This is a genomic window from Burkholderia sp. AU28863, from assembly GCF_002223195.1.
GTDB lineage: Bacteria > Pseudomonadota > Gammaproteobacteria > Burkholderiales > Burkholderiaceae > Burkholderia > Burkholderia sola.
This window is the reverse complement of the sequence record NZ_NKFE01000005.1, coordinates 152,753-175,340: the sequence shown is the minus strand read 5'-3', so window position 1 is coordinate 175,340 and position 22,588 is coordinate 152,753. Positions and strand designations below refer to the sequence as shown.

General features: G+C 64.6%; 23 protein-coding genes. 5 read left to right on the top strand and 18 right to left on the bottom strand.

The features are described 5' to 3' along the window. Positions 1–49: 49 nt before the first annotated feature. The 10 genes from CFB81_RS17305 to CFB81_RS17255 all read right to left on the bottom strand — a co-directional run bounded on the left by CFB81_RS17305 (position 50) and on the right by CFB81_RS17255 (position 9,132). Complete coding sequence (locus tag CFB81_RS17305) at positions 50–271, bottom strand: helix-turn-helix domain-containing protein (protein WP_011356215.1); 222 nt, start codon at positions 269–271, stop codon at positions 50–52. A gap of 8 nt (positions 272–279) precedes the next feature. Beyond that, positions 280–1,218, bottom strand: a complete 939-nt coding sequence (epsC, locus tag CFB81_RS17300; RefSeq protein ID WP_069618940.1) for a serine O-acetyltransferase EpsC — start codon at positions 1,216–1,218, stop codon at positions 280–282. Between the two features lie 28 nt (positions 1,219–1,246). Then, the gene (locus CFB81_RS17295) at positions 1,247–1,717 is read right to left on the bottom strand and encodes a rhodanese-like domain-containing protein (protein ID WP_069618941.1); all 471 of its coding nucleotides are present in this window, start codon (positions 1,715–1,717) and stop codon (positions 1,247–1,249) included. 370 nt (positions 1,718–2,087) lie between these two features. Beyond that, positions 2,088–3,488 carry an amidase family protein gene (locus CFB81_RS17290; RefSeq protein ID WP_089435971.1) on the bottom strand — a complete coding sequence of 467 codons (1,401 nt, stop codon included), beginning with the start codon at positions 3,486–3,488 and terminating at the stop codon, positions 2,088–2,090. Between the two features lie 76 nt (positions 3,489–3,564). Continuing rightward, positions 3,565–4,356 carry an alpha/beta fold hydrolase gene (locus tag CFB81_RS17285; RefSeq protein WP_089437042.1) on the bottom strand — a complete coding sequence of 264 codons (792 nt, stop codon included), beginning with the start codon at positions 4,354–4,356 and terminating at the stop codon, positions 3,565–3,567. An 84-nt stretch (positions 4,357–4,440) separates the two neighbouring features. Further along, the gene (locus tag CFB81_RS17280) at positions 4,441–4,788 is read right to left on the bottom strand and encodes a DUF4148 domain-containing protein (protein ID WP_069618943.1); all 348 of its coding nucleotides are present in this window, start codon (positions 4,786–4,788) and stop codon (positions 4,441–4,443) included. Positions 4,789–5,077: 289 nt separating this feature from the next. Continuing rightward, on the bottom strand, positions 5,078–5,620 hold the full coding sequence (locus tag CFB81_RS17275) for a cytochrome P460 family protein (RefSeq protein ID WP_069618944.1): 543 nt from the start codon (positions 5,618–5,620) through the stop codon (positions 5,078–5,080). Next, positions 5,620–6,663: an alpha/beta fold hydrolase gene (locus CFB81_RS17270; RefSeq protein ID WP_089435970.1), complete on the bottom strand. Its 1,044-nt coding sequence runs from the start codon at positions 6,661–6,663 to the stop codon at positions 5,620–5,622. The genes CFB81_RS17275 and CFB81_RS17270 overlap by 1 nt, the downstream gene beginning before the upstream one ends. Positions 6,664–6,948: 285 nt before the next feature. Further along, positions 6,949–8,226 carry an epoxide hydrolase family protein gene (locus CFB81_RS17260; protein WP_069618946.1) on the bottom strand — a complete coding sequence of 426 codons (1,278 nt, stop codon included), beginning with the start codon at positions 8,224–8,226 and terminating at the stop codon, positions 6,949–6,951. A gap of 201 nt (positions 8,227–8,427) precedes the next feature. Then, on the bottom strand, positions 8,428–9,132 hold the full coding sequence (locus CFB81_RS17255; protein WP_069618947.1) for an SDR family oxidoreductase: 705 nt from the start codon (positions 9,130–9,132) through the stop codon (positions 8,428–8,430). A gap of 134 nt (positions 9,133–9,266) precedes the next feature. Between CFB81_RS17255 and gcvA the strand changes: the two genes are divergently transcribed. Then, positions 9,267–10,157: a transcriptional regulator GcvA gene (gcvA, locus tag CFB81_RS17250; protein WP_089435969.1), complete on the top strand. Its 891-nt coding sequence runs from the start codon at positions 9,267–9,269 to the stop codon at positions 10,155–10,157. A 25-nt stretch (positions 10,158–10,182) separates the two neighbouring features. Here the strand turns inward: gcvA and CFB81_RS17245 are convergent, their stop codons facing one another. The 5 genes from CFB81_RS17245 to CFB81_RS17225 all read right to left on the bottom strand — a co-directional run bounded on the left by CFB81_RS17245 (position 10,183) and on the right by CFB81_RS17225 (position 14,095). Then, positions 10,183–10,770, bottom strand: coding sequence for a pyridoxamine 5'-phosphate oxidase family protein (locus tag CFB81_RS17245; protein WP_089435968.1), 588 nt, complete (start codon positions 10,768–10,770; stop codon positions 10,183–10,185). 94 nt (positions 10,771–10,864) lie between these two features. Further along, a complete protein-coding gene (locus tag CFB81_RS17240; protein WP_089435967.1) occupies positions 10,865–11,056 on the bottom strand; it encodes a hypothetical protein in 192 nt (63 codons plus the stop codon). A gap of 12 nt (positions 11,057–11,068) precedes the next feature. Continuing rightward, a complete protein-coding gene (locus CFB81_RS17235) occupies positions 11,069–12,268 on the bottom strand; it encodes a PLP-dependent aminotransferase family protein (RefSeq protein ID WP_089435966.1) in 1,200 nt (399 codons plus the stop codon). Positions 12,269–12,803: 535 nt separating this feature from the next. Continuing rightward, on the bottom strand, positions 12,804–13,034 hold the full coding sequence (locus CFB81_RS17230) for a hypothetical protein (protein ID WP_256122006.1): 231 nt from the start codon (positions 13,032–13,034) through the stop codon (positions 12,804–12,806). Positions 13,035–13,210: 176 nt separating this feature from the next. Continuing rightward, positions 13,211–14,095 (bottom strand): SDR family oxidoreductase, encoded by an 885-nt coding sequence (locus CFB81_RS17225; RefSeq protein ID WP_089435965.1) that lies wholly within the window; start codon positions 14,093–14,095, stop codon positions 13,211–13,213. Between the two features lie 105 nt (positions 14,096–14,200). On the opposite strand from CFB81_RS17225, the gene CFB81_RS17220 reads away from it, so the two are divergent. The 3 genes from CFB81_RS17220 to CFB81_RS35540 all read left to right on the top strand — a co-directional run bounded on the left by CFB81_RS17220 (position 14,201) and on the right by CFB81_RS35540 (position 17,116). Beyond that, a complete protein-coding gene (locus CFB81_RS17220) occupies positions 14,201–14,620 on the top strand; it encodes a helix-turn-helix domain-containing protein (protein WP_089435964.1) in 420 nt (139 codons plus the stop codon). A gap of 506 nt (positions 14,621–15,126) precedes the next feature. Next, positions 15,127–16,047, top strand: a complete 921-nt coding sequence (locus CFB81_RS17215) for a LysR family transcriptional regulator (RefSeq protein ID WP_089435963.1) — start codon at positions 15,127–15,129, stop codon at positions 16,045–16,047. Positions 16,048–16,591: 544 nt separating this feature from the next. After that, complete coding sequence (locus tag CFB81_RS35540; RefSeq protein WP_069618955.1) at positions 16,592–17,116, top strand: hypothetical protein; 525 nt, start codon at positions 16,592–16,594, stop codon at positions 17,114–17,116. Positions 17,117–17,605: 489 nt separating this feature from the next. On the opposite strand, the gene CFB81_RS17205 is transcribed toward CFB81_RS35540, so the two are convergent. Beyond that, the gene (locus CFB81_RS17205) at positions 17,606–19,906 is read right to left on the bottom strand and encodes an NADP-dependent malic enzyme (RefSeq protein ID WP_089435961.1); all 2,301 of its coding nucleotides are present in this window, start codon (positions 19,904–19,906) and stop codon (positions 17,606–17,608) included. A gap of 134 nt (positions 19,907–20,040) precedes the next feature. Between CFB81_RS17205 and CFB81_RS17200 the strand changes: the two genes are divergently transcribed. Then, positions 20,041–21,012: a LysR substrate-binding domain-containing protein gene (locus tag CFB81_RS17200; RefSeq protein ID WP_089435960.1), complete on the top strand. Its 972-nt coding sequence runs from the start codon at positions 20,041–20,043 to the stop codon at positions 21,010–21,012. A 4-nt stretch (positions 21,013–21,016) separates the two neighbouring features. Here the strand turns inward: CFB81_RS17200 and CFB81_RS17195 are convergent, their stop codons facing one another. Both CFB81_RS17195 and CFB81_RS17190 read right to left on the bottom strand, forming a co-directional pair. Continuing rightward, positions 21,017–21,694 carry a hypothetical protein gene (locus tag CFB81_RS17195; protein WP_089435959.1) on the bottom strand — a complete coding sequence of 226 codons (678 nt, stop codon included), beginning with the start codon at positions 21,692–21,694 and terminating at the stop codon, positions 21,017–21,019. Continuing rightward, positions 21,694–22,068, bottom strand: coding sequence for a VOC family protein (locus CFB81_RS17190; RefSeq protein ID WP_089435958.1), 375 nt, complete (start codon positions 22,066–22,068; stop codon positions 21,694–21,696). Before CFB81_RS17190 ends, CFB81_RS17195 begins: the two co-directional genes overlap by 1 nt. Positions 22,069–22,588: the final 520 nt, after the last annotated feature.

Genomic DNA, 22,588 nt, shown 5'->3' with positions numbered 1-22,588 from the left:
TATAGCCGTCAGGTCGTGCACCCGAAAGGGGAAAACGATGGGGGCGGCCTCAGGTAACGTACGCGCCCGGCAGTAGCGTCGAGATCGACACGTCGAACGCGCGCGCGATCTTGTCGGCCGTGACGATCGACGCGATCGCTTCGCCGCGCTCGATCTCGCCGACATACGAGCGGTTCAGCCCCGCATGCTCGGCCAGCTGCTCCTGCGACCACGTGCGCGCTTCGCGCAGCTTGCGCACGTTGGCGCCGAAGTGATGGATGAGGTCGCTCATCGCGCCTCCTAGGCGACGCGGGCCGCCGTGCGCGGCGCGGCGTTCGCTTCGCTGCGCAGCACGGCCTGCGTGACGTTTTCGCCGGCCGGCACGTCCTGCGTGAGCCACACGTTGCCGCCGATCACCGCGCCGCGCCCGATCGTCACGCGGCCGAGAATCGTTGCGCCCGCATAGATGACCACGTCGTCCTCGACGATCGGATGGCGCGCGAGCCCTTTCTCCAGATGGCCGGCCGCATCGCGCGGGAAGCGCTTCGCGCCGAGCGTGACGGCCTGGTACACGCGCACGCGCTCGCCGATGATCGCCGTCTCGCCGATCACGACGCCCGTGCCGTGGTCGATGAAGAAACCCGCGCCGATGCGCGCGCCCGGATGGATGTCGATACCGGTTTCCGCATGCGCCTGCTCGGCGATGATCCGCGCGAGCAGCGGCAGGCCGAGCCCGTACAGCTCGTGCGCGAGCCGATGGTGGATCATCGCGAGGATGCCCGGATAGCACAGCAGCACCTCGTCGACACTGCCGGCCGCCGGATCGCCGTGGAAGGCCGCCAGCACGTCGCTGTCGAGCAGCCGGCGAATCTCCGGCAGGCGCGCGGCGAACGCCTGTACGGCCTTCGACGCGACTTCGTCGACGTTGTCCACCGGCCCGTCGGCGTTGCGCTGGCGCGCCGCGTAGCGCAATTCGAGCGTCACCTGCGTGAGCAGCGCGTTCAACGCCGCGTCGAGCGCGTGAGCGACGTGGAGGTTCTCGCTCTCCTGCCGCAGGTCGGGCGGCCCGAGCCGCATCGGGAACAGCACCCCCTTCAGCCCGCCGACGATCTGCGCGAGCGCCTCGCGCGCCGGCAAATCGCGCCCGCCCGGTTCGAGCGAGCGCCGCTGCTTTTCGCGCCACGCGCGGCGCACCGTCTGCAGCGACTGAACGATGTCGTCGATATCGAATGCGGCCATGCTGCCTTCTCCCCGTAACGGCCGTGAATCAATCCTGCGCCCACGGCAGGCCGCGGAAGCGCCAGCCGTTGTGGCCGCCGCGATGCTGCCGTTCGTCGAGGTCGCCCTCGAAGCCTTCGAGCACATTGAATACCTGCGTGAAACCACCCTTCGTTGCTGCCTCGGCCGCCTGGGCGGAGCGGTTGCCGCTGCGGCACAACAACAGCACGACCGCGTCCTTGCCGGTTTTCGCTTCCAGCTCGCGCACGAAGCGCGGGTTGCGCGTCAGGCTCGTGCCGGTCGCCCACGGCACGTGCAACGACTCCGGCACGTAACCGACGAATTTCCGTTCCTCGGCCGTGCGCACGTCCACCAGCACTGCGTCGCCCGCCGCGAACAGCGCCCACGCGGCTTCGGGCGCGACGCCGCCCGCGTAGGGCGTGCCGGCCGCCAGGGCCGCCGCGCGCGCGTCTTCGAGCGCCTGTTGCGCAGCGGTGCGTTCTTCCAGTTCAACCGTCATGACACTTCCTTGTATTCTCAGATTCGTATGAACAAAGACACCGGGAATGCGGCTGTCGCAGCTTGCGTGCTGTCTATAGCCGTCAGCGCCACTATGCGAGTGCGGCCGGGGAAGCAGAACCAATAAAAATTCATTTCTTAATCAGCGCCGTGGGGAATGCAATAGCAGACGCGCGCTATCGATGCGCGGTCGTCGACGGGAGGGAAAGGAAGGACGGGGGCCGTTCGATGTCGTGCATCGAAGGGATTCGAAAGGAGGAGGACGATCGGCGCGGCATGCGGCGCATCGTCATGGAATCCGGAATGAAGCGGATCGCGCGACGCATCGACGAAGCCACCGAGCCTCGCCGATGCATGTGTTCTTCAGTACGTCACACTACCGGGTCGACCACCGCGACTGGCGCGCCACGCGCCTCGATATCGCGCCCCGCGAGCAGACACAGATCCTCGCGATGATGCGTGGCGACCACCTGCACGCCCACCGGCACGCCGTTCACGACCGACGTCGTGACGGTCAGCCCCGGCAGCCCCATCGCGGGCAGCGCGCGCAACGTGAGCTGCGCTTCCCACACGCGTTCGAAGCCGTCCGGCCCTTGTCGGTCGAGATCGTCGGGGAACGGCAGTTCCGATGAAACAGGCAGCAGCAACACCGGATATTGATCGAGGAACAGCCGCCACTCTCGCGTCAACGTCGTGCGTCGGACCAGCGCGCGGCTGATCACGTCGGCCGGCAGATCGCGCACCTTGCCGCGCACGGCGGCGATCACCGCAGCCGCGCCCGGATCGCCGTCCTGCTCGACCGCGTTCGCCAGCGCGTCGAAGCCATCGCCGAGCCACAGCTGTTCCTGCAGCAGCGCGGCCTCGCGCATCGGCGGCGTATCGTCGATCTCGTCGACGGTCCAGCCGGCATCGACGAGCCGGCGCGCGGCATCGCGCAACGCGGCCTCGACTTCGGGCACGACCGCCAGGCCGCGCGGACGCACGCACAGCGCCGCGCGCTTCGGCACCGCACGCCCATCGAACGGCACCGCGACGTGCCACGGATCGCGCGGGTCCGGTGCGGCGAACGCCCGCAGCGCGAGCGAGAGATCGTCGATCGTGCGCGCGATCGGTCCGGCCGCCGACATCAGTTGCGCGCCGATCGCCCGCTCGGGCGACGACGCATTGAATGCCGGCACGCGACCGAGCGACGGCCGGATCCCGTGTACGCCGCATGCATAGGCCGGGTAGCGCACCGAGCCGCCGATGTCGGTGCCGACCGCGAGCGGACCGATCCCGGCTGCCACGGCCGCCGCCGCGCCGCCGCTCGATCCGCCCGGCGTCAGCGACGCATTGCGCGGATTGCGCGTATGACCATGCACGCGATTCGACGTGAACCAGCGCAGTGCGAACGTCGGCGAATTGGTGCGGCCGAGCAGCACTCCGCCGGCCTTGCGGATGTTGGCGACCACCGGGCTATCGGCGGGCGCGATCAGGTTTTCCTGCAGGCGCGTGCCGTTGGTCGTCGCGAAGCCGGCCTGGTCGACGTTGATCTTCACGGTGACGGGTACGCCCGCGAGCGGCCCCGGATCATCGCCGCGCGCGATGGCGCGATCGACTTCGTCAGCCTGTCGCCGCACGTCGTCGGGGCGATGTTCGACCACCGCGTTGATCGCCGGATTCACCGCATCGAGACGATCGAGCACGGCGTCCGCCACTTCACGCGCGGACACGTCACGCTGCCGCACGCGTTTTGCGAGTTCGCTTGCCGACAGCTGCCAGAGTTCGGTCATGACTTCTCCTGGTGAAAGGACATCACAATCACTCGCGGCGCCGCGCTTCCTCACGAAAGCGCGGCGCCGCATGCGCTCACTGCGTATCCCGCTTCGCGCGCTCGGCGGCGGCGATGATCGCGTCGGCCACGGCCTTCGGCTGGCTCAGCATCGCGACGTGGCTCGCGTTCACCCGCGCGACCGTCGCGCCGATGCGCTTCGCCATCGCTTCCTGCAGCGTCGGATCGATCATCCGGTCGTGCGTCGCGACGACGAACGTCGACGGCTTCGCATGCCATGCGGCTTGCGCGACCTTCTCCGAGATGCACCCGCCATACCACGGCCCCTGGGTCGCGGCAACGATGCGCTGCTGCGCGGGCGGCAGATCCGGCGCGAAATCCTGCGCGATCGCCTTGTCCGACAGCCGCGCGAAACCGCCGGCGTCCTTGCGCAGTTCGCCGGCCCATGCCGGTGCCGGCAGCCCCTGCGTGACGTCGGCGATCGACTGGCCGTTGTCCGGCGCGAACGCCGCGACGTACACGAGCGACTTCACCTTGTCGTCGTTGCCCGCGTCGCTGATCACGACGCCCGCCCACGAATGGCCGACCAGCACGACCGGCCCCTTCTGTTCGTCGATCGTGCGCTTCGTCGCGGCCGCGTCGTCGGCGAGCGAGCTCAGCGGGTTCTGCACCGACACCACGTGCAGCCCGCGCGCCTCGAGCAGCGGAATCACGCGGTTCCAGCTCGACCCGTCGGCGAATGCGCCGTGCACGAGCACGACGTTGGTGCCCTTCAGGTCTTCCTTCGGCGCGGCTTGCGCCGCGACCGCACCGAACAGTCCGCCGATCATCGCGGCGGATACCAGAACGCGTTTCATCAAACCGGCCATCGTCATGCTCCGTTCCTTATCGTATCGTTGAAATGAGGTGCTGCCCGAGCGGCCGCGCCTGCATGCGGCAAGCGCGGCGGCGGATCACGAATGCGCGTACAGGTCGTCGGCGGCGTAGCGTGCGGCGCGCGACTGCACGGCATCGCGATGGCCGGCCGGCGTCGATGCATCGGCCACGTTGTCGCCTTGCGACTTCGACGGGCCGTTCTGGTCGGAACGCGCGACCTGCTCGGCAGCCGCGGCGGCGTTCTCTGCGGCGGCGATGTCGTCCGGGTAGTGCGCTTCGCTGCCGGCCGGGTTGTAGCCGGCCTTCTCGAGACGGACGAGGTCGGCGCGCACTTCGGCGCGCGTGAGGCCGTGGCCGGTATCGGCGAACGACAGCGCGGGGGCGACGGCGAGGACGGCAACGGCGAGGATTCGAGCGGCTTTCATGAAGGTTCTCCTTGAACGAAGTTGAGGTATCGAGCATTGGGCATCCGGTGCGAACGCCTGGCACCGAACATCTGCTGCATGTCGACAGTAGAACCCGCGCACGTATCCGGCATGTTTCCGGAACCGGGCTTTCTGCATGTCAGTTTTTCAGGAACGACCGCAGATACAGTGCGATACACACGCGCTTGCCGATTCGATTCGATCCGTTTCGCCCCGCGCCGCGCACCACGAAAAAAAGGCGTGCCTCGCCGGGCACGCCTTTCCGTCCACTTCACGCTCACGCGTCACGTCACGGCGCGAGCCGCGTGAACACGTAATCGTGGTTCTTTACCCGCGCCTGATGGCACGCAAAGCACGTCTGATGCTGGCCGATGTCGGCCGGCACGCCGTTGATGAAGCGGCCGAACCCCCAGCCGCCCGTCGCCGCATAGCGGCGCGAGTCCTTCACCATCACCTGCACGGTCGTCGCCTGGCCGGGCACCGTCGCGGGCGGGAACTCGTCGGACGGCTTGCGCTTGTACGCGAGCTTCACGAGGATCGTGCCGTCCGGGAACGGCAGCGTCGCCTTCTCGAGCGCACGCATCGCAACCGGATTGCCGAGCACCACGCGCAACTCGTCGAGCGGTGCGGCCTCTTCGGCCGGCGCGACCATTTCCCACTTCCGGTAGCCGGGCGGAATCGTCACGCCGTAGATCGGCGACGCGGCCGCGGCCGGCTTCGACTGTTCCGCGAACGCGGCCGGCCCGCTCGCCGACCACGCGCCGGCCAGCAGCACGCCCGCGACGAACCCACGGCGCGCGCCGCGCCGCCATCCTCCCACGCGGGCCCGCATCACAGATGCTCCACTTGCAGGATCGCATCGGCGAAGGCCTGCGGCGCTTCCTGCGGCAGGTTGTGACCGATGCCGCCGGTGATGGTCCGGTGCTGATACTTGCCGGTGAACTTCTTCGCGTACGCGGCCGGGTCAGGATGCGGCGCGCCGTTCGCGTCGCCTTCCATCGTGATCGTCGGCACGCTGATCGAAGGCCCGGCGGCGAGACGCCGCTCGATGTCGTCGTATTTCGCTTCGCCCTGCGCGAGCCCGAGACGCCAGCGATAGTTGTGGATCACGACGGCCACGTGATCGGGATTCCGGAACGATGCGGCCGAGCGCGCATAGGTCTCGTCGGAGAACTGCCACTTCGGCGACGCGAGTTGCCAGATCAGCTTGTTGAACGCATCGCGGTTCTGCGCGTAGCCGAGTTCGCCGCGTTCGGTCGCGAAGTAGAACTGATACCACCATTGAAGTTCGGCCTGCGGCGGCAGCGGCTTGGCATTCGCCGCCTGGCTGCCGATCAGGTAGCCGCTCACCGACACCAGCGCCTTCACGCGCTGCGGCCACAGCGCCGCGATGACGTCGGCCGTGCGCGCGCCCCAGTCGTAACCGCCGAATATCGCGCGGTCGATCTTCAGCGCATCCATCAGCGCGACGATGTCGACGGCCGTCACCGCCTGCTGGCCGTTGCGCACCGTGTCGGCCGAACGGAACGTCGTCGAGCCGTAGCCGCGCAGGTACGGCACGATCACGCGATAGCCGGCCGCGACGAGCAGCGGCGCGACGTCCGCGTAGCTGTAGATGTCGTACGGCCAGCCGTGCAGCAGGAATACGACCGGGCCTTGCTTCGGCCCGAGATCCGCATAACCGACGTTGAGCACGCCCGCGTCGATCTGGTGGATCGTGCCCAGCGACGCGACGCCGGACGAGCGCTTCGCCGCCGCGGCATCGGGCGCCGACTGCGCATGCGCGAGCGCGCTGAAGCCGAGGTCGGCCAGGCTCAGGCTTGCCAGCGTGGTGCCCAGGATCAGGCGGCGGCGGGTGTTCACGGTATCGGTCATGACTCGTTCTCCATTGTCGATCGCTAAGGAAAGGCCCGCGGCACGTGCGGGCAATCGGATGTCGTCGTTCGCGGCGGCGGCGGATGGCGCCGCGCCGCCCTGTGAATTGCTTCACCGGTTTTATATCCGAACCGTCCGAAGGCTTTGTATCTCAACGTATCCGTGTGCGAACACGACACACGGCGATTCAAAAATCGCGAGAAAACGACGTTTCGGCGCGACCGCTCGGCGGAAACGAACACGGGCCGCGCAACAGGCCGGCCCGTGTCCGTCGTGCAACGCCGCTTACACGCGCCGCAACGGCCGGAACCCCGCACGCACTTCACGCGCGAACAATTCCGGCTCCTCCCATGCCGCGAAGTGGCCGCCCTTGTCGACTTCGTTGAAGTAGATCAGGTTGTGATAACTGCGCTCGGCCCAGCTGCGCGGCGCCTGGTAGATCTCGCCGGGAAACACCGTGATCGCGGCCGGCAGCGAGATATTCACCGCGTTGAAGTTGTTCGAGTGGTCCTCCCAGTAGATCTGCGCGGCCGACGTCGCGGTGTTCGTCAGCCAGTACAGCGAGATGTCATCGAGGATCTCGTCGCGCGGAATCGAGCGTTCGGGCACGCCGCCGCTATACGTCCACTGCGAGATCTTGTCGTACATCCACGCGGCCTGCCCGGACGGCGAATCGGCAAGCGCATAGCCGACCGTCTGCGGCCGCGTGACCATCATCGCCGAGTAGCCGCAATTGTCGCGATAGAACGTCGCGAGCTTCTCGTACGCGGCCTTCTCCTTCGGCGACAACGAAGCCGGCGCGGGCGCATCGATCGCGAGCAGCGTCGCGATATCCGGCGGCACCGTCGCCGGCATGTTGACGTGAATCCCGGCCAGACCCTGCACGCGCTGCATCGCCATCCGGTGCGAGATCACCGAGCCGCAGTCGCCGCCCTGCGACACGAAACGCGTATAGCCGAGCCGCGCCATCAACTCGCCCCACGCTCGCGCGATGTGGTCGGAGCCCCAGCCGGTCTTCGTCGGCCGGCCCGAGAAGCCGAAGCCCGGCAGCGACGGCACGACGACGTGGAACGCATCGTCGGCGCTGGCGCCGTGCGCGGTCGGATCGGTCAGCGGGCCGATCGCCTTCAGCAGCTCGAAGATCGAACCGGGCCAGCCGTGCGTCATGATCATCGGCATCGCGTTCTCGTGCCGCGACCGCACGTGAATGAAATGAATGTCGAGCCCGTCGATTTCGGTGATGAACATCGGGAACCCGTTCAGGCGCGCCTCGCCCTTGCGCCAGTCGTAGTCGGTGCCCCAGTAGCGCAGCAGCGCCTGCATGCGCTCGAGCCGCACGCCCTGCGATTCGTCGACGACGGTCTCGCGGCCCGGCCAGCGCGTCGCGACGATGCGACGGCGCAGATCGACCACGGCTTCATCGGGGATATGGGCGGTGAACGGGCGTATGCCGCTCGCGCCGGTGGCCGCATGCAGCGCGGTGGGCAGCATCGCCGAGACCCCGGCGGCCACCGAAGTGGCCAGCAGGTGGCGACGCATCGGGGAAAACGGTGTGGAAGACATCGTTCGGCATCTCCTTTCGTGAAGTGGAAAGTGAACATGCCGCGGGGGATCGCGCTCAGGCTTTCAATCCGGCGTGCCCATGTCACGCGGCGTCGCCCATTTGAAAGGTCTGATGTATCCCGGATTTGTCTGATTTGTACGCGTTTGTAGCGGCTGCACGGCGAGCGAACACGCTTGCGCGGCTGCTCGCCGATGCGGCGCTCAGCGCGCCTTGACGATCGCGCCGTCGACGCGAATGTTCTGCCCGGTGATGTAGCCCGCGCCGTCCGACAGCAGGAACGCGACCGTCTTCGCGATCTCGCCGGTCTTGCCGAAGCGGCCGGCCGGAATGCGCGCGACGATCTCCGGCGTTTCCGGCCAGCTGTCGATGAAGCCCGGCAGCACCGCGTTCATCCGGATGTTCTCGGCCGCATAGCGTTCCGCGTAGAGGCGCGTCCATGCGCTCAGCGCCGCGCGCAGCGCCGACGACACGGGCATCGGCTGCTCGGGCGCGTCCGCCGCGAAGCTCGAGATGTTCACCACCGCGCCGCCGCCCTGCTTCTGGAAGATCGGCGTCACGCGGCGCATCACGCGCACCACGTTCAGCAGGATCAGGTCGAGCCCCGCGTGCCAGTTGTCGTCGGTGATCGCCAGCAGTTCGCCCTTCGGCGGATGGCCGGTGTTGTTCACGACCGCGTCGATCCGGCCGTAGCGCGCGACCGTTTCCCGCACGAGCTTGTCGATGTCGGCCTCTTCGGTCACCGAGCCCTTGATGCCGAAACCGCCGAGTTCCTCGCCGAGCGCCACCGCGCTCCCCGACGGCGACATCAGCGCGACGCGATAGCCCGTTGCCGCCAGTTCGCGCGCGATCGCCGCGCCCATGCCCTTGCCCGCCGCCGTGATCAACGCTACTTTTTCTACAGTCACGATCCGCTCCTCGTTTCGATTCTGCCGCCGCGCAGCCGCCCTTCGGCGCGCCATGGTGGTAATGTAGGCGCATCGATTCCGGCTGTCGAACCAGTATTTCTGCCGCCAGCCAATAGTTTTTCTACAGCCCGACGATGCCGCCACGCCCTTCCCGCCTGCCGCCGCTGAATGCGCTTCGTGCGTTCGAAGTGTCCGCTCGGCACCTCAATTTCCGCGCCGCCGCCGACGAGATCGGCGTCACGCAGGGCGCCGTCGCGCAGCAGGTGCGCCACCTCGAGGACGTGCTCGGCCTGAAGCTGTTCGAGCGCCTGCCGCGCGGCCTCGCGCTCACGCACGACGGCGCCGCGTATTTCTCCGACGTGCAGCGTGCGCTGCACGCGATCGCCGATGCGACCGACAAGCTCGTGAAGCGGCGCGCGGCGCTGACGATCAGCACGACGCCGTCGTTCGCGTCGAAGTGGCTGATTCCGCGGCTCGCGCAGTTCACCGACGCGCATCCCGACTACGACGTGCGCGTGATCGCCGATCCGCAGATCGCGACGTTCCGCCACGACGGCGTCGATCTCGCGATCCGCTACGGCAAGCCGCCGTTCGGCAAGCATCTCGCCGCCCATGCGCTGTTTCCGCTCGACGTGTGCGCGGTGTGCAGCCCGTCGCTGCTGACCGCACCGGCTTCGCCGCGCGCGCTCGCCGGGCAGGTGCTGCTGCACGACGCGCACGACCTGTGGCCCGAATTCCTCGCGGCGATGCCGGAACCCGTCGACGTCGATCCGCACAAGGGGTTGCGCTTCAACCAGACGTCGCTCGCGATCGATGCGGCCGTCGCCGGCCAGGGCATCGCGCTCGCGACCGAGCCGCTCGTCGAACGCGACATCGCCGCCGGACGGCTGTGCAAGCCGTTCGACTTCGCGTTTCCGCTGTCGATGGGCTTCTATCTCGTGTATCCGGCCGAGCGCCGCGACGACGATGCGATCGCGGTGATGCGCGAGTGGATGATCCAGGCCGCGTCGGACGGGCGGCCTTGAGTGGATCGAGCGCGCTCGGCCAGCGTCAGGGTGCGATCCAGCGGGCTTCGCGGCCGCTTTCATTCAGATCGAATACCGCGCGGCGATGGCCGGCACTCGCGAGTTCGAGCCAGTCGATACGCGTGACCGTCATGTGGATCAGGCAGAAGTTTTCGTAGCCGTCGCCGGTGGGTGCGGCGCTGTCGACATGCGCGTCTTCCGGTGAGAAGATCGGCGTGCCGGGCGGCAACGGCGCGCGATACAGCAGCAGCGTATGCGGGCGGCTCGATGCCCAGATCGCGCGCCGTTGCGCTTCGTCCTCGCAGATCGATGCAACACCTTCCGCGCGAATCTGCACGAGCGCATCGAGATCGTTCGCGACGATCGAGATGCGCGGATCGCGACGCAACTCCGCGACTTTCGCCGAACGCACGTCGGTATGAAACGACAGCACGCGCCCGGTGCGATTGACCTGACGCAATACGATCGTCCGAACCTTCGGCGCGCCATCGAGGCCGAGCGTGGCCGCCTGCAGCATCGTAAACGGCGAACGCTGTACGCTCACGCCGGATTCGAGGCAGGACCAGACGCGGTCGTAGGTTTGCGCGAGCGATTCGGAGGTCGAGTCGGACATGAGGCGGCGGCGATCGTCGGTGTTTCGATCGCGCAAGCTTAACCGTTTGTGTCGGCGACGGCGCGCATGTGGCGAGCCGCCGCCCCCGTGCCGGTCAGTTGTAGCCGAGCACGACCGGCGCCGCATCGTCGGCATCGGTTGCCGGCTCCGCGCCGAAGCGGCCGAGCACGTCGGCCACATATTGCGGCCCGGCGCTGATCTGCGACGAGCGATGCTTTGCCGGCCGCTTGTCGCCCGCGCCCGGTGCTGCACTCGTCGATACCGTTTCGTTGACGGTGATCGTCATGTCGATGTCTCCTCACGCGGCCCGCGCCGCACCATACGCGCGCACGAGGCGCGCGACGCCTTCCCGGATCGCATCGACGTCCGGCGCGGCGAACGACAGGCGCAGCGACGCCGCGTCGACGTTGTCCGCGAAGAACGCCTTGCCGGGTACGAACACGATCTTGTTGGCGATCGCCTGTTGCAGCAGCCCATCCGACGACACCGCGCCGAGCCGCGCCCACACGAACATCCCGCCTTCCGGACGATGGAATTCGATCGCATCGCCGAAGCCGTCGCGCAGCGCGTCGCACATCGCGTCGCATTTGCGCCGGTACGCGGCCGTGATGCGCGGCAGATGGCGTTCGAGCGCACCGTCCGCCAGATATTCGGCAGCAGTGGCCTGCGTCCACGGCGCGCTGCACAGATCGACCGTCTGCTTCGCGATCACGCAGCGCCGTGCGATTTCGGCCGGCGCGATCGTCCAGCCCACACGCAGCCCCGGCGCGACGATCTTCGACAGGCTCGCGAAATGCACGAGCCAGTCGCGTGCGCCGTCCACTTCGCCGGCCAGCGCGAGCATCGACGGCACGGCTTCGCCCGCGAAACGCAGGTCGCCGTACGGATCGTCCTCGACGATCAGGAAGCGATATTGCACCGCGAGACGCAGCAGCTTCAGCCGGCGTTCGCGCGTGAGCGTCGCGCCCGTCGGGTTCGCGAAAGTCGGGACCGTGTAGAGCAGCTTCGGCTGCGCGACCGCGCCGGACGCGAGTTGTTCGCCGAGACGATCGACGTCGAGGCCTTCGCCATCGACGGGAATCGTCACGATGCGCGCCTGTTGCAAACGCATGGCCTGCAGCGTGGCCGGGTACGCCGGTTGTTCGGTCAGCACGACGTCGCCGGGGGAGACCATCACGCGCAGCAGCAGGTCGAGCCCCTGCTGCGAACCGGTCGTGACGAGCAGTTCTGCCGGCGTGCACCCGACGCCGCGACGCGCCATCAGCGCGATCAGTTGCTGCTTCAGTTCGGCGAGGCCGTCGGTCGGACCGTATTGCAGACAGCGGACGGGCTGCGCGTACGCGCGTTCGGCGGCCGCGTTCAGGCCATCGACGTCGAACAGGTCGCTGGCCGGATAGCCGCCCGCGAAGGAAATCATGCCCGGTTCGGACAAGTACTTGAACAACTCGCGGATCGGCGAGCCGGCAGGGTTTTGGAATGAGGGCGTGAACGCGTACATGTCGTCGTGAGCGGGTGGGCGCGGGAGGCCGGGATAGCCGCCGCGTGCCGGCCGCCAAGACGCTTCTGGCGCCGCGGCGGTGAATTCGAGCCACGATTGTCGATAGTCATTAAGGGCTCGGCAAACGATATCTATGCACTAGGTCTTGCGGTTTGGTCATTAAATAGGGGGTGGGGGCGACACCGGGCATGGGTTCGATGCGGGCTTCGGATGCTGCCCACGGTCACGCAACACGCCGATCACGCGTTCCCGCGCCTGTCCTGCATCGCCGCTTCCGCCGCCTGGATTCCGGAAAGCATGGCAGTGGGTACGCCATACCCCGGGAACGTCGTTTGTCCGCCGAGATAGAGGCCGCATTTCCATGCACGCCGTTTCACGGGCCGTGGCCCGGCCTCACGGGTCTTGCGGCCGTGGCAGTTGTTGAAGAGGGTGGATGGAGTATGAGTTGCGGCGCGCAGGGCAATGGCCATACGCGCAACCAGCATATGGGCAGCACCGCATCAACGCGACGACCAATCGCGCAGCGGGACCTGTATCAGCGAAGCCGGATCGGAATTCTCGCCGCGACCCAATCGAGCGTAGTGGGCGGCAGCGAGATCGACCTTTCACTGTCGTCCTCATCCGATGCATCGAAATAAATCAGCTTGTTCTTACGGCTGGAGATCGATTCTTCACCCGGCCGGCCATCCCAAAAAACGAAAAATAGTCGAGTAGCAAGCGTCGAGCCATATGCATCGCTGACGACGAGCGAGTTTGACCTGCTCATTCGGATCCGCAAAAAAACCATTGCCGGATGGCTACAAGAAACGTCTCAGGTCAGTCCGACGGACCGACTGGACCTCTCCGGCGGCTTTCGAGGCACAACAGTCCGTTCATCGCCTCGCTTGCTGAGACCGATGATCTGACCGCCCGGGTTTCTTTCTACATAGCGCAGAAAGATGTTCAGACTGAATAGCTGGACTTGGCCTCGTTCAGATAGTCGGCGAGTCGCTTCGGAGGGCGTGCGATGAGCGATTCGATATGGTCCGTGACGATAGAAAGATTGCCGGCCCGAACCTCCGCCTCGAACGACACGAGTACTGGAATAAATACGTCTGGAACACCGGCCGCTTTCAGCCCCATGGCGAGTTGCTGGTCAGTCACATCGACGACTGCAAGAGGCTTGCCCGTCGCCCGGCGAGCGATGTCGGCAATTTCTTCCTTGGACAGCGCCTCGGAGCCTGTAAGCGTGTAGGTCCGGCTATCGGAAATTGAAGTGTCCAGCGCGGCGGCGATCGCTTCAGCGATGTCCTCCCTTCCCACGTACGATGTTTTCCCGCCTTTAGTGGCTGAATGCCATTGTCCGCTCTTTAGGGCGCCAGGAAGCGAACTGAGCAGATTCTCGTGATACCAGCCGTTTCGGAAAATCACGTATGGCAGACCGGTGGCCTTGATGGTCCGCTCGGTTTCCAGATGGTCCGGCGCGAAAGTCACAAGTGAGCTGTCCGGATTGGGCAGCGACGTATAGGCGAGACGCTGGACACCGGCCGCGACGGCTGACTCCACGGCATTACGGTGCTGCCTTATTCGCGTGCCTGCTCCGTCCATTGCATCTGTCGAAATGATGAGGGCGGTATCGACGTCCTTGAAAGCTGCATGCAGGCCTTCCATTTCTTCGAAGTCCGCGTTGCGAATCTCGATGCCTGCAGCCGCCATGCTGGCAAGTTTTTCAGGGTTGCGGGTGCCAGCGATAATGCGGTTGTGCGCCACTCCGCGTGCAAGGAGATGTTTGATTACAAGCTGACCGAGGTGGCCGGACGCACCGGTCACGAAAATGGTGTTGCTCATGGGCTATCCTCTTTATGAGTGTTGCTCTCGTTTCGAGAGTGACTGGATAATCAAGTGTCTGAGCTCGTCCGTAAAGAAGGCAGTTTTTCCGGAGATAGTTACCAAATGGGAACCACCAAGGCATTGACTGGCACACTCAAAGCGAAGCTGGACGAGGCGCGGACCCAATACGGCCCCTTGACGAATTGCCCGATACGCGACGTCGTTGATGTCATCAGCGGACGATGGAGTTCGCTGATGATGTTGGCGCTGGCCGAGCACCCGCATCGCTTCGGTGAACTTCGCCGGTTGGTGCCAGACATTTCGCAGCGCATGCTCACGCAGACACTTCATGAGTTACAACGCGACGGCTACGTGTATCGTGAGGTCTTTCCTACGAAGCCACCGAGCGTCGAATACAGCCTGACCGACCTCGGTCGTTCGATGTTCGACGCACTGAACGTCCTGATTCAATGGGCGGATGAGAACCATGCCGAGGTCACGGCGGCTCGCCTGCGCTTCGATAGCGAGAAGGAATCCGCGTAAGCGGGCGTAGCATTGCTTGCCTCGGAGACAGGCTCGTACGGATTCGAAACCCTCCTCGGACACCAGCACTGCTTTTCATATCGAATGCGTCACGCCGGGCCGTGCGCCATGGATGACCGTTTTCTGAAGGGGAAGGGGCACATGAATGGCGACGCCAGGCGTCAACCGACGGTCCGTTCATGACCGAATAGCGCCGAACGTGGTCGCCGCCATCCCGCTGCCGCCCTTCGAATCCGAATGGATTGACTTCCGGCGTTGATAGACTTGTGCCCGATTTTCGTTCCTGAACACCTCGTATCAGTGGCCCCAAAGTCCAGCCAGGCCGACGTGCGTGATCCGAGGAATCAGTGGCAAAGCGTCGTGTCGGCTGCGAAAATGGCGCTCCCCGCAACCGCCTGAGCCACGACGGCGGGCGTGCTAAGTGGCCGCAGCCGCGAGGGAAGTCTCGACCAAGCGGCACCCCAGGCTGCGTCGATCATCAGAGGCGTATCTAACAGGTAATCGCTTTGAAATTGTCGTTTGAAGTTCTCGAAGTGCTCGATGCCATAGACCGGGCGGGCACGTTCGCGGAAGCGGCCGCGCTGCTTCATCGCGTACCGTCTGCATTGACTTACCTGGTGCAAAAGACGGAGGCTGATCTTGGCGTCGCCCTGTTTGATCGCAGCGGCCGGCGTGCGCAGTTGACGGAGGCGGGGCGACTGCTCGTCGAGGATGGTCGTCGTTTGCTGCGAGCCGGGCAGGATCTGGAAAGCAAGGTTCGAAGTGTCCATGCGGGTTGGGAGGCTGAGTTCAGGCTGTGCATCGACGAGATTCTTCCGTTGCCTTCATTGTGGCCGTACGTGCGTGCTTTCTACGAACTGAAGATGACGACACGGCTCCGTTTATCGACCGAAGTGCTCGGTGGCGTATGGGACGCGCTTGTGACGGGGCGTGCGGATATCGCGATCGGCGCCGCGGGAGAGCCGCCACACGCGCCAAACATTGCAGCAAGGCCGATCGGCCTGTTACGTCACGTTTTCGTCGTGGCGCCTTATCATCCGCTTGCCGCGAACGAAAAGCCACTCGACAGCGGCGCAATTTCAAGTCACCGCGGCGTCGTCATCAGCGATACATCGCGTGACCTCGAACCGAGATCGGTGGCCATTCGTGACGGACAACCGGTCATCGTCGTACCGAACCTGGCCGCCAAAATCGACCTCCTTTGCGAAGGCATTGCCGTCGGCATGCTGCCCGCGCCCGTCGCCGAAGAGTTGATACGGCAGGGCAAGCTCGTCGAGCGCCAGGTAACAGGCGTGCGGGCGCACACAAACTGCTACCTCGGCTGGCGCGAGGATAAGGCAGGACGTGCGTCGAAATGGTGGATTGAACAACTGGATCAGATCGATCTGATATCCAGGCTTTTCAGCACGCGCAGCATCGCTACCTGAAGCAAATGCCCGTCTCACACCTCGGCGCCGGCTCGCTCGATGGGGAAGATAGGATGCTCGGTAAAACGCGTCGAGGCGAGCGTGATACTTGCTCGCAGCAGCGTGAGCTGCCTCAAACGATAGATCATCGCGTCGTGCCCCCGATATAGGCGCGACGGGTATAACGCGCCATCAAGTCGCTGTTCGGGACCGACCAGTTGCATCGCTGCGTGAAGCTGCACGCCGATAGATGTCTACTCGCCGGGGACGCACTTGCACCGTCGGCAGTCGCGGTCACACGTTCCGGGAAGCCTGAGTTTGACTGCGCAGTCATGCTGTCGTGATACACGGCATCTCGTTATGATGCCGTTCGACGATGTCTGCAAGTAACCTCGTGCAACATCGAGTGGCCGTGTGGAGCCGGGGCGAAAGGCTCCTTGCGACCCGAAGCGGTCGCGCGGCATTCACCTAAACAGCCATTCGAACATGCGATGCAGACTTGCTACCATGGCACTTTTCCCCATCCGCTAGATGCAGCGACCGGAATTCGCGAAGGATAATTGGCATGGAGAAACTCAGAGACCATCGGCCACTAGGCGTCTTTTCCGATGGTGGAGGCTACTTCCGGTCGGAATATCAAATCGGCAAGAGGTTGGTCTGGGTGAGATGCCGTCATCGTCCCGATTGCTTGGAATGCGTCGGTAAGGCCGACGAAATCCTGGCCGATATATGGGCCGCTATTCCCGATGCCATCGCCCTCGCCGAAGACTATTCCAGGACAAAGATCCCGGACTTCTGGAGTAAGCACGATATGTCGAAACGGGAAGGGACTCGCTTGGATGTGTGGGGTATAACCATTACGCCTGACCTTGGGGAGGCACGGTTCGATATTTCTCGCAACCACAACTTCGATTATTCATCACCGACTTTTTTCAAGGATGATTACTGGAACGAAGAACCTGTGTCGCTACCGGAATTACCTGACCGGTATCACGTGTACCTCATCCGCAACAGGTCCGGGCAGCTCAGCGTTGCTATCGATTCCTTTCACCGACATGACGGGCCGCAAGTGAGTACAACTCCGCACTAGCGATAGGGAGGATCAACAACAACCTATGCCCCCATGTCGACCGCCCGCTCCTGGGCGAGGCTGTCACTGGCCAAATCGGTCCAGACAGCCAAGGATGCTTATCAGCGCAACGACGGCGAGCCCCCCCCCGACCGATGCGTAGGCGAAGAGAAATTTGATAGGCGATTCGGCTTTGTATATGGTCGTACCACCGCGAGCACGGACTTCGTCTTCCGTCAAATAGCTCGACAGCGTTGCCACGAAGCCAGTTGCTGACGCAAACAACGTTCAGATCCATCCAAAGTGGACGGTATCGGTTGGATGTACCACGCATGCTCCCCATGAGGCGATGGCTAGCGCGAGGAGAATCCACACGGCTGTCCTCATAAATGGATCTGTTCAGCTGCCTAAAATAGCTGCAATTGTCGGCGATCCGAGCAAAACTGTCGACCGTCCGTTCAGCCGAATGCCGACAACCGAAGGGCGGCCGCAACCGCCCCCGTCACTCAATCAACCACCCACACCCCGATTAGCCTCAATCACCGTCAAAGCAGCCATATTCACGATCCGCCGCACGGTCGCACTGGAAGTAAGAATGTTCACGGGAGCATTAACGCCCAACAGGAAAGGCCCCACCGCCACATTACTCCCCGCCTCTGTCTTGAGCAGGTTGTAAGCAATATTCCCCGCATCCACGTTCGGACAGACCAGCAAATTCGCCGCCCCCTTCAACGGCGACATCGGCAGCAGCTTCGCCCGCAGCCCTTCATCGAGCGCGCAGTCGCCATGCATCTCACCATCGGCCTCGATATCCGGCGCCTGCTCGCGCACGATCTCCAGCGCGCGGCGCATCTTCACGCCCGAAGCCGCACTCCCCGACCCGAAATTCGACCGCGACAGCAGCGCCACCTTCGGCGTCAGATTCAGCCATTCCATCTGCCGCGCCGCCGCGATCGTGAATTCCGCGATCTGCTCCGCATCGGGGTTGTCGTTCACGTGCGTATCCACCAGCGCGACCGTCCGCTGATCGAGCAACAAAATGTTCATCGCCGCATAAGTCGAAGCACCCGGCTTCTTGCCGATCACTTCGTCCACGAACCGCAGGTGATTGTGATACTCGCCCACCGTCCCGCAGATCATCCCGTCCGCGTCGCCAAGCTGCACCATCATCGCGCCGATCAGCGTCAGGCGGCGGCGCATTTCCACGCGCGCCATTTCCTTCGAAATACCGTCGCGGCAGCGCAGCTCCCAATACTTCGTCCAGTATTGCGGGAAGCGCTCGTCATATTCCGGGTTGGTTACTTCGACATCCTGACCGAGTCTCAAACGCAGGCCGAATCGCTCGATGCGCGCGAGCAGCACCTCCGGACGCCCAACCAGAATCGGCCGAGCCAGCTTCTCGTCGACGATCACCTGCACCGCACGCAGCACCCGCTCGTCTTCGCCTTCGGTGAACACGATCCGCGCCTTGCCGCCGTCACGCACCAGCTGGCGCGCGGTCGCGAACAGCGGCTTCATGAATGCGCCCGAGTGATAGACGAACTGCTGCAACTGCTCGACGTACGCATCGAGATTCGCGAGCGGACGCGTCGCCACGCCGCCTTCCATCGCCGCCTTCGCGACGGCCGGCGCGATCCGTACGATCAGGCGCGGGTCGAACGGCTTCGGAATCAGGTATTGCGGGCCGAACGACACGTCGTACGCACCATAGGCCGCCGCGACGACTTCGTTCTGCTCTTCCTCGGCCAGCCCGGCAATTGCGTGCACCGCGGCGATTTCCATTTCACGCGTGATCGTCGTCGCGCCCACGTCCAGCGCGCCCCGGAAAATGTACGGGAAACACAGCACGTTGTTGACCTGGTTCGGATAGTCCGAGCGGCCCGTCGCGATCACGACATCGTCGCGCGTCTCATGCGCCAGTTCCGGGAAGATTTCCGGCGTCGGGTTGGCCAGCGCGAGAATCAGCGGGCGCGCCGCCATCTGCTTGAGCATCTCCGCCGTGAGGATGCCGCCGACCGACAGCCCCAGGAACACATCCGCGCCGCCGATCACTTCGGCGAGCTTGCGCGCATCGGTTTCCTGCGCGAAGCGCGACTTGGCCGGGTCCATCAGCGTGGTACGGCCGCGATAGACAACGCCTTCGATGTCGGTCACCCACACGTTTTCCACCGGCAGCCCGAGGTCGACCAGCAGGTCCAGACACGCCAGCGCGGCCGCACCGGCGCCCGACGTCACGACCTTCACTTCCTTGATGGATTTCCCGACGACCTTCAACCCGTTGATGAACGCGGCGGAAACGGTAATGGCCGTGCCGTGCTGATCGTCGTGGAAGACGGGAATCTTCATGCGTTCGCGCAGCTTCTGCTCGACGGTGAAGCATTCCGGCGCCTTGATGTCCTCGAGGTTGATGCCGCCGAACGTCGGTTCGAGGCCGGCAATGATGTCGATCAGCTTGTCCGGGTCGGTCTCGTTGATCTCGATGTCGAACACGTCGATGCCCGCGAACTTCTTGAACAGGACGGCCTTGCCCTCCATCACCGGCTTCGACGCGAGCGGGCCAATGTTGCCGAGGCCCAGCACGGCGGTGCCGTTCGTGATCACGCCCACCAGGTTGCCGCGGCTCGTGAAGCGGTGCGCCTGCAGCGGATCGGCGGCGATCGACTCGCACACGCTCGCCACGCCGGGCGTATAGGCCAGCGCCAGATCGCGCTGCGTCACCAGCGGCTTGCTCGCGACGACCGAGATTTTCCCGGGAGTCGGAAACTCGTGATAGTCGAAGGCGGCCTGCTGCTGTGTCTCTGTCTGTTTCATGTTTTGGTCCCGGCGTGGGCGCCAGGCCAGTCCCGGCGCGATCCATGAAGGGGATTCTAAGGACCCACCATAACGTGATGATTCTGTTTTAATATCGGCCCATAACCTTTTCCTGATGAATGCATGACCAGTCAATGAATTTTGACGCAAACGACGTGGTCAGGCGGCTCGGCGCGCGTCTGAAGATTCGGCATCTGGTGCTGTTGCTGCAGATCCAGCAGCACGGCTCGCTGACGCGCGTCGCCGAGCACATGGCGAGCAGCCAGCCGGCCGTGACGAACGCGCTGTCCGAACTGGAGAGCATGTTCGGCACGCCGCTGTTCGAGCGCTCGTCGCGCGGCATGCGGCCCACCGCGCTCGGCGCGGTCGTGCTCGAACGGGCGAAGGCGATGATCAAGGATCTCGACCACCTCGCCCGCGAGATGGAGACCGTCGCCGCCGGGCATGCGGCCCATCTGCACATCGGCGTGATTCCGTTCATCTCCGGCCAGATGCTGTCGGCCGCGCTGAAACGGCTGCAAGCGCGCATGGAGCGGCGCCTCACCGTGACGATTCACGAAGGCACCAGCGATCAGTTGCTGCTGCAACTCAAGGATCACAGTGTCGATATCGTGATCGGGCGCGCGTCGTCGGCGATCGATCTCGGGCAGGTTTCGTTCGAAGTGCTGTATCAGCAGCAGCCGCGCATGATCGCGAGCCGGCGGCTGGCCGCCAAGCTCGCCCGCACGCCGCTGGACTGGCACAAGCTGCACGCGCTCGACTGGATTCTCGGCGCGCCGCATACGCCGATGCGCGAACAGGTGACCGACCTGTTCCTGTCGGCCGGCATCGCGCCGCCCGTGCCGATCGTCGAAAGCTACTCGTCGAAGTTGATCGGCGAAATGATCGCGTCGAGCGACGAAGCCGTGTCGATCGTGCCGGCCGATATCGCGGAGGAACTGGTGCGGATCGCCGGCGTGGCGATCGTGCCTTATTCGCTGGTGTGGACGTTGCCGCCGATCGCGCTGTTCACGCGCTCTGCCGATTCGCAATCGCCCGCGCGCGATCTGCTCGTCGACGCGCTACGCGCGGTGTGCAAGGAGACGTACGGGGACGCGCAGCGATAGCGCGTCACTTGCCCGCTGCAAGGCGACGCAGGATCTCCGCGCGCTCGGCGGCCAGCACATGGTCCGAGCCCTCGCCTCTGTCGTAGCGTTTGCTCGTGCGGTAGGAAAAGCGCTTCGCGTATCGACTGGCGGCGGGATCGAACGCCCATGCGTCGACGTCGAAGAAGTGCTGGCCGAAATGATCCTCGTCCTTGCCCCATACGTAGTCGGCCCGGACGAACAGCGGATACGGCGACACCTCCGGCAAATTCCACATCGCACGATCGGCCATCTCCGTCTGGGTGACATTCGGCATCAGGTTCTCGATCTTGCCGTTCGCGCCGACCCGCAGCACGGCCACACGCTCCAGCATCCCGCTGCCGCCGCCCGAGAACATCCCCGAGAAGAACACCCATGAGCCGCCCGACGCAATCGGCAACCGCTCGGACCGTGGATTCAGGCCGAACTGGTACAGTTCCTTCGAAGAATGGGGAAGCGGCGCCGGCGGCATCTCGAAGCACGGCGCACGGTCGGGCAGCACGCAAAGCTTCACGCCGGACAGCGGAAGCCCGTCGCCGTCGAGCTTGCCTTCCGTCTGCGTGAAGCGCGGGAATGCCGTTTCGCGGGGCGCTGCTTGAACGCAGGCGATGCCGATCAGCGCAATGCTCGAGATCGCCGCGAGCGTTTTACCGATCCAGCGCATCACCCCTCCGCCCGATGACACACCCCCTCGATATTGTGTCCATCCGGACCGATGACGAACGCCGCGTAGTAGTTCGCGTGATAATGCGGCCGCAGCCCGGGCGCGCCATTGTCTTTCCCGCCGGCCTCCAGCGCCCCGCGATGGAATGCATCGACTTGCTCCCGCGTGTCGGCCACGAACGCGATGTGGAGAGGCGCCGGCTTCTCGTCGGTCGGGAACAAACACAGCGAAGACTTGCTGGGCAGACCGATCTCGATCCCGTACGACGGGTCGCTTTCCCCGACAATTTCGGCGCCCAGCGGTTCGAGTGCCTTCAGGAAAAACGCCTTGCTGGCGGCGTAGTCGCTGACGCCGAATTTGACGTGGTCAAACATGAGTTCTCCTCGATGGATGGGTCAGTCAGCACGCTGATGTGATGTCGCGATGACCGGAATGGTGCCACATGCGGCGGGGGTTTTTACCGGCTCAGAACGGCCCGTTGCGGTCCCTCGATGATTCCCGAAGCGGCCGTTCGACGTGCCATGCGAGTTCCCGGCAGATTTATATGTACCTTCTTATTCCGGCTTGAAGAACCGGACCTCGAACTCGTCTTTGGCCTCCCTCACCAAGATTTTCCGTCCGCAGTTCCAGCATGTAAGTAGAAGTTCGGACCGCCGAATGAGATCAGAGACCAGGTCACCTGCACTTTTTGCGACATGATCCTCGTCGAGGAACTCTTCCGTCGCGAGCAGAGATATGCCCGTTCCGCAAAATAGGTTTTTGTGAACGAGTTGATCACACTTGCATCGGATCCATGAGCCCATCTCTTATTTCCCTTCACACCTAAAAGGCGCGTCAAAATAATTCTCAGCAGCCATTCCTGACTGCCCTTCGCCTGTCTGTCCTCATTTTAAC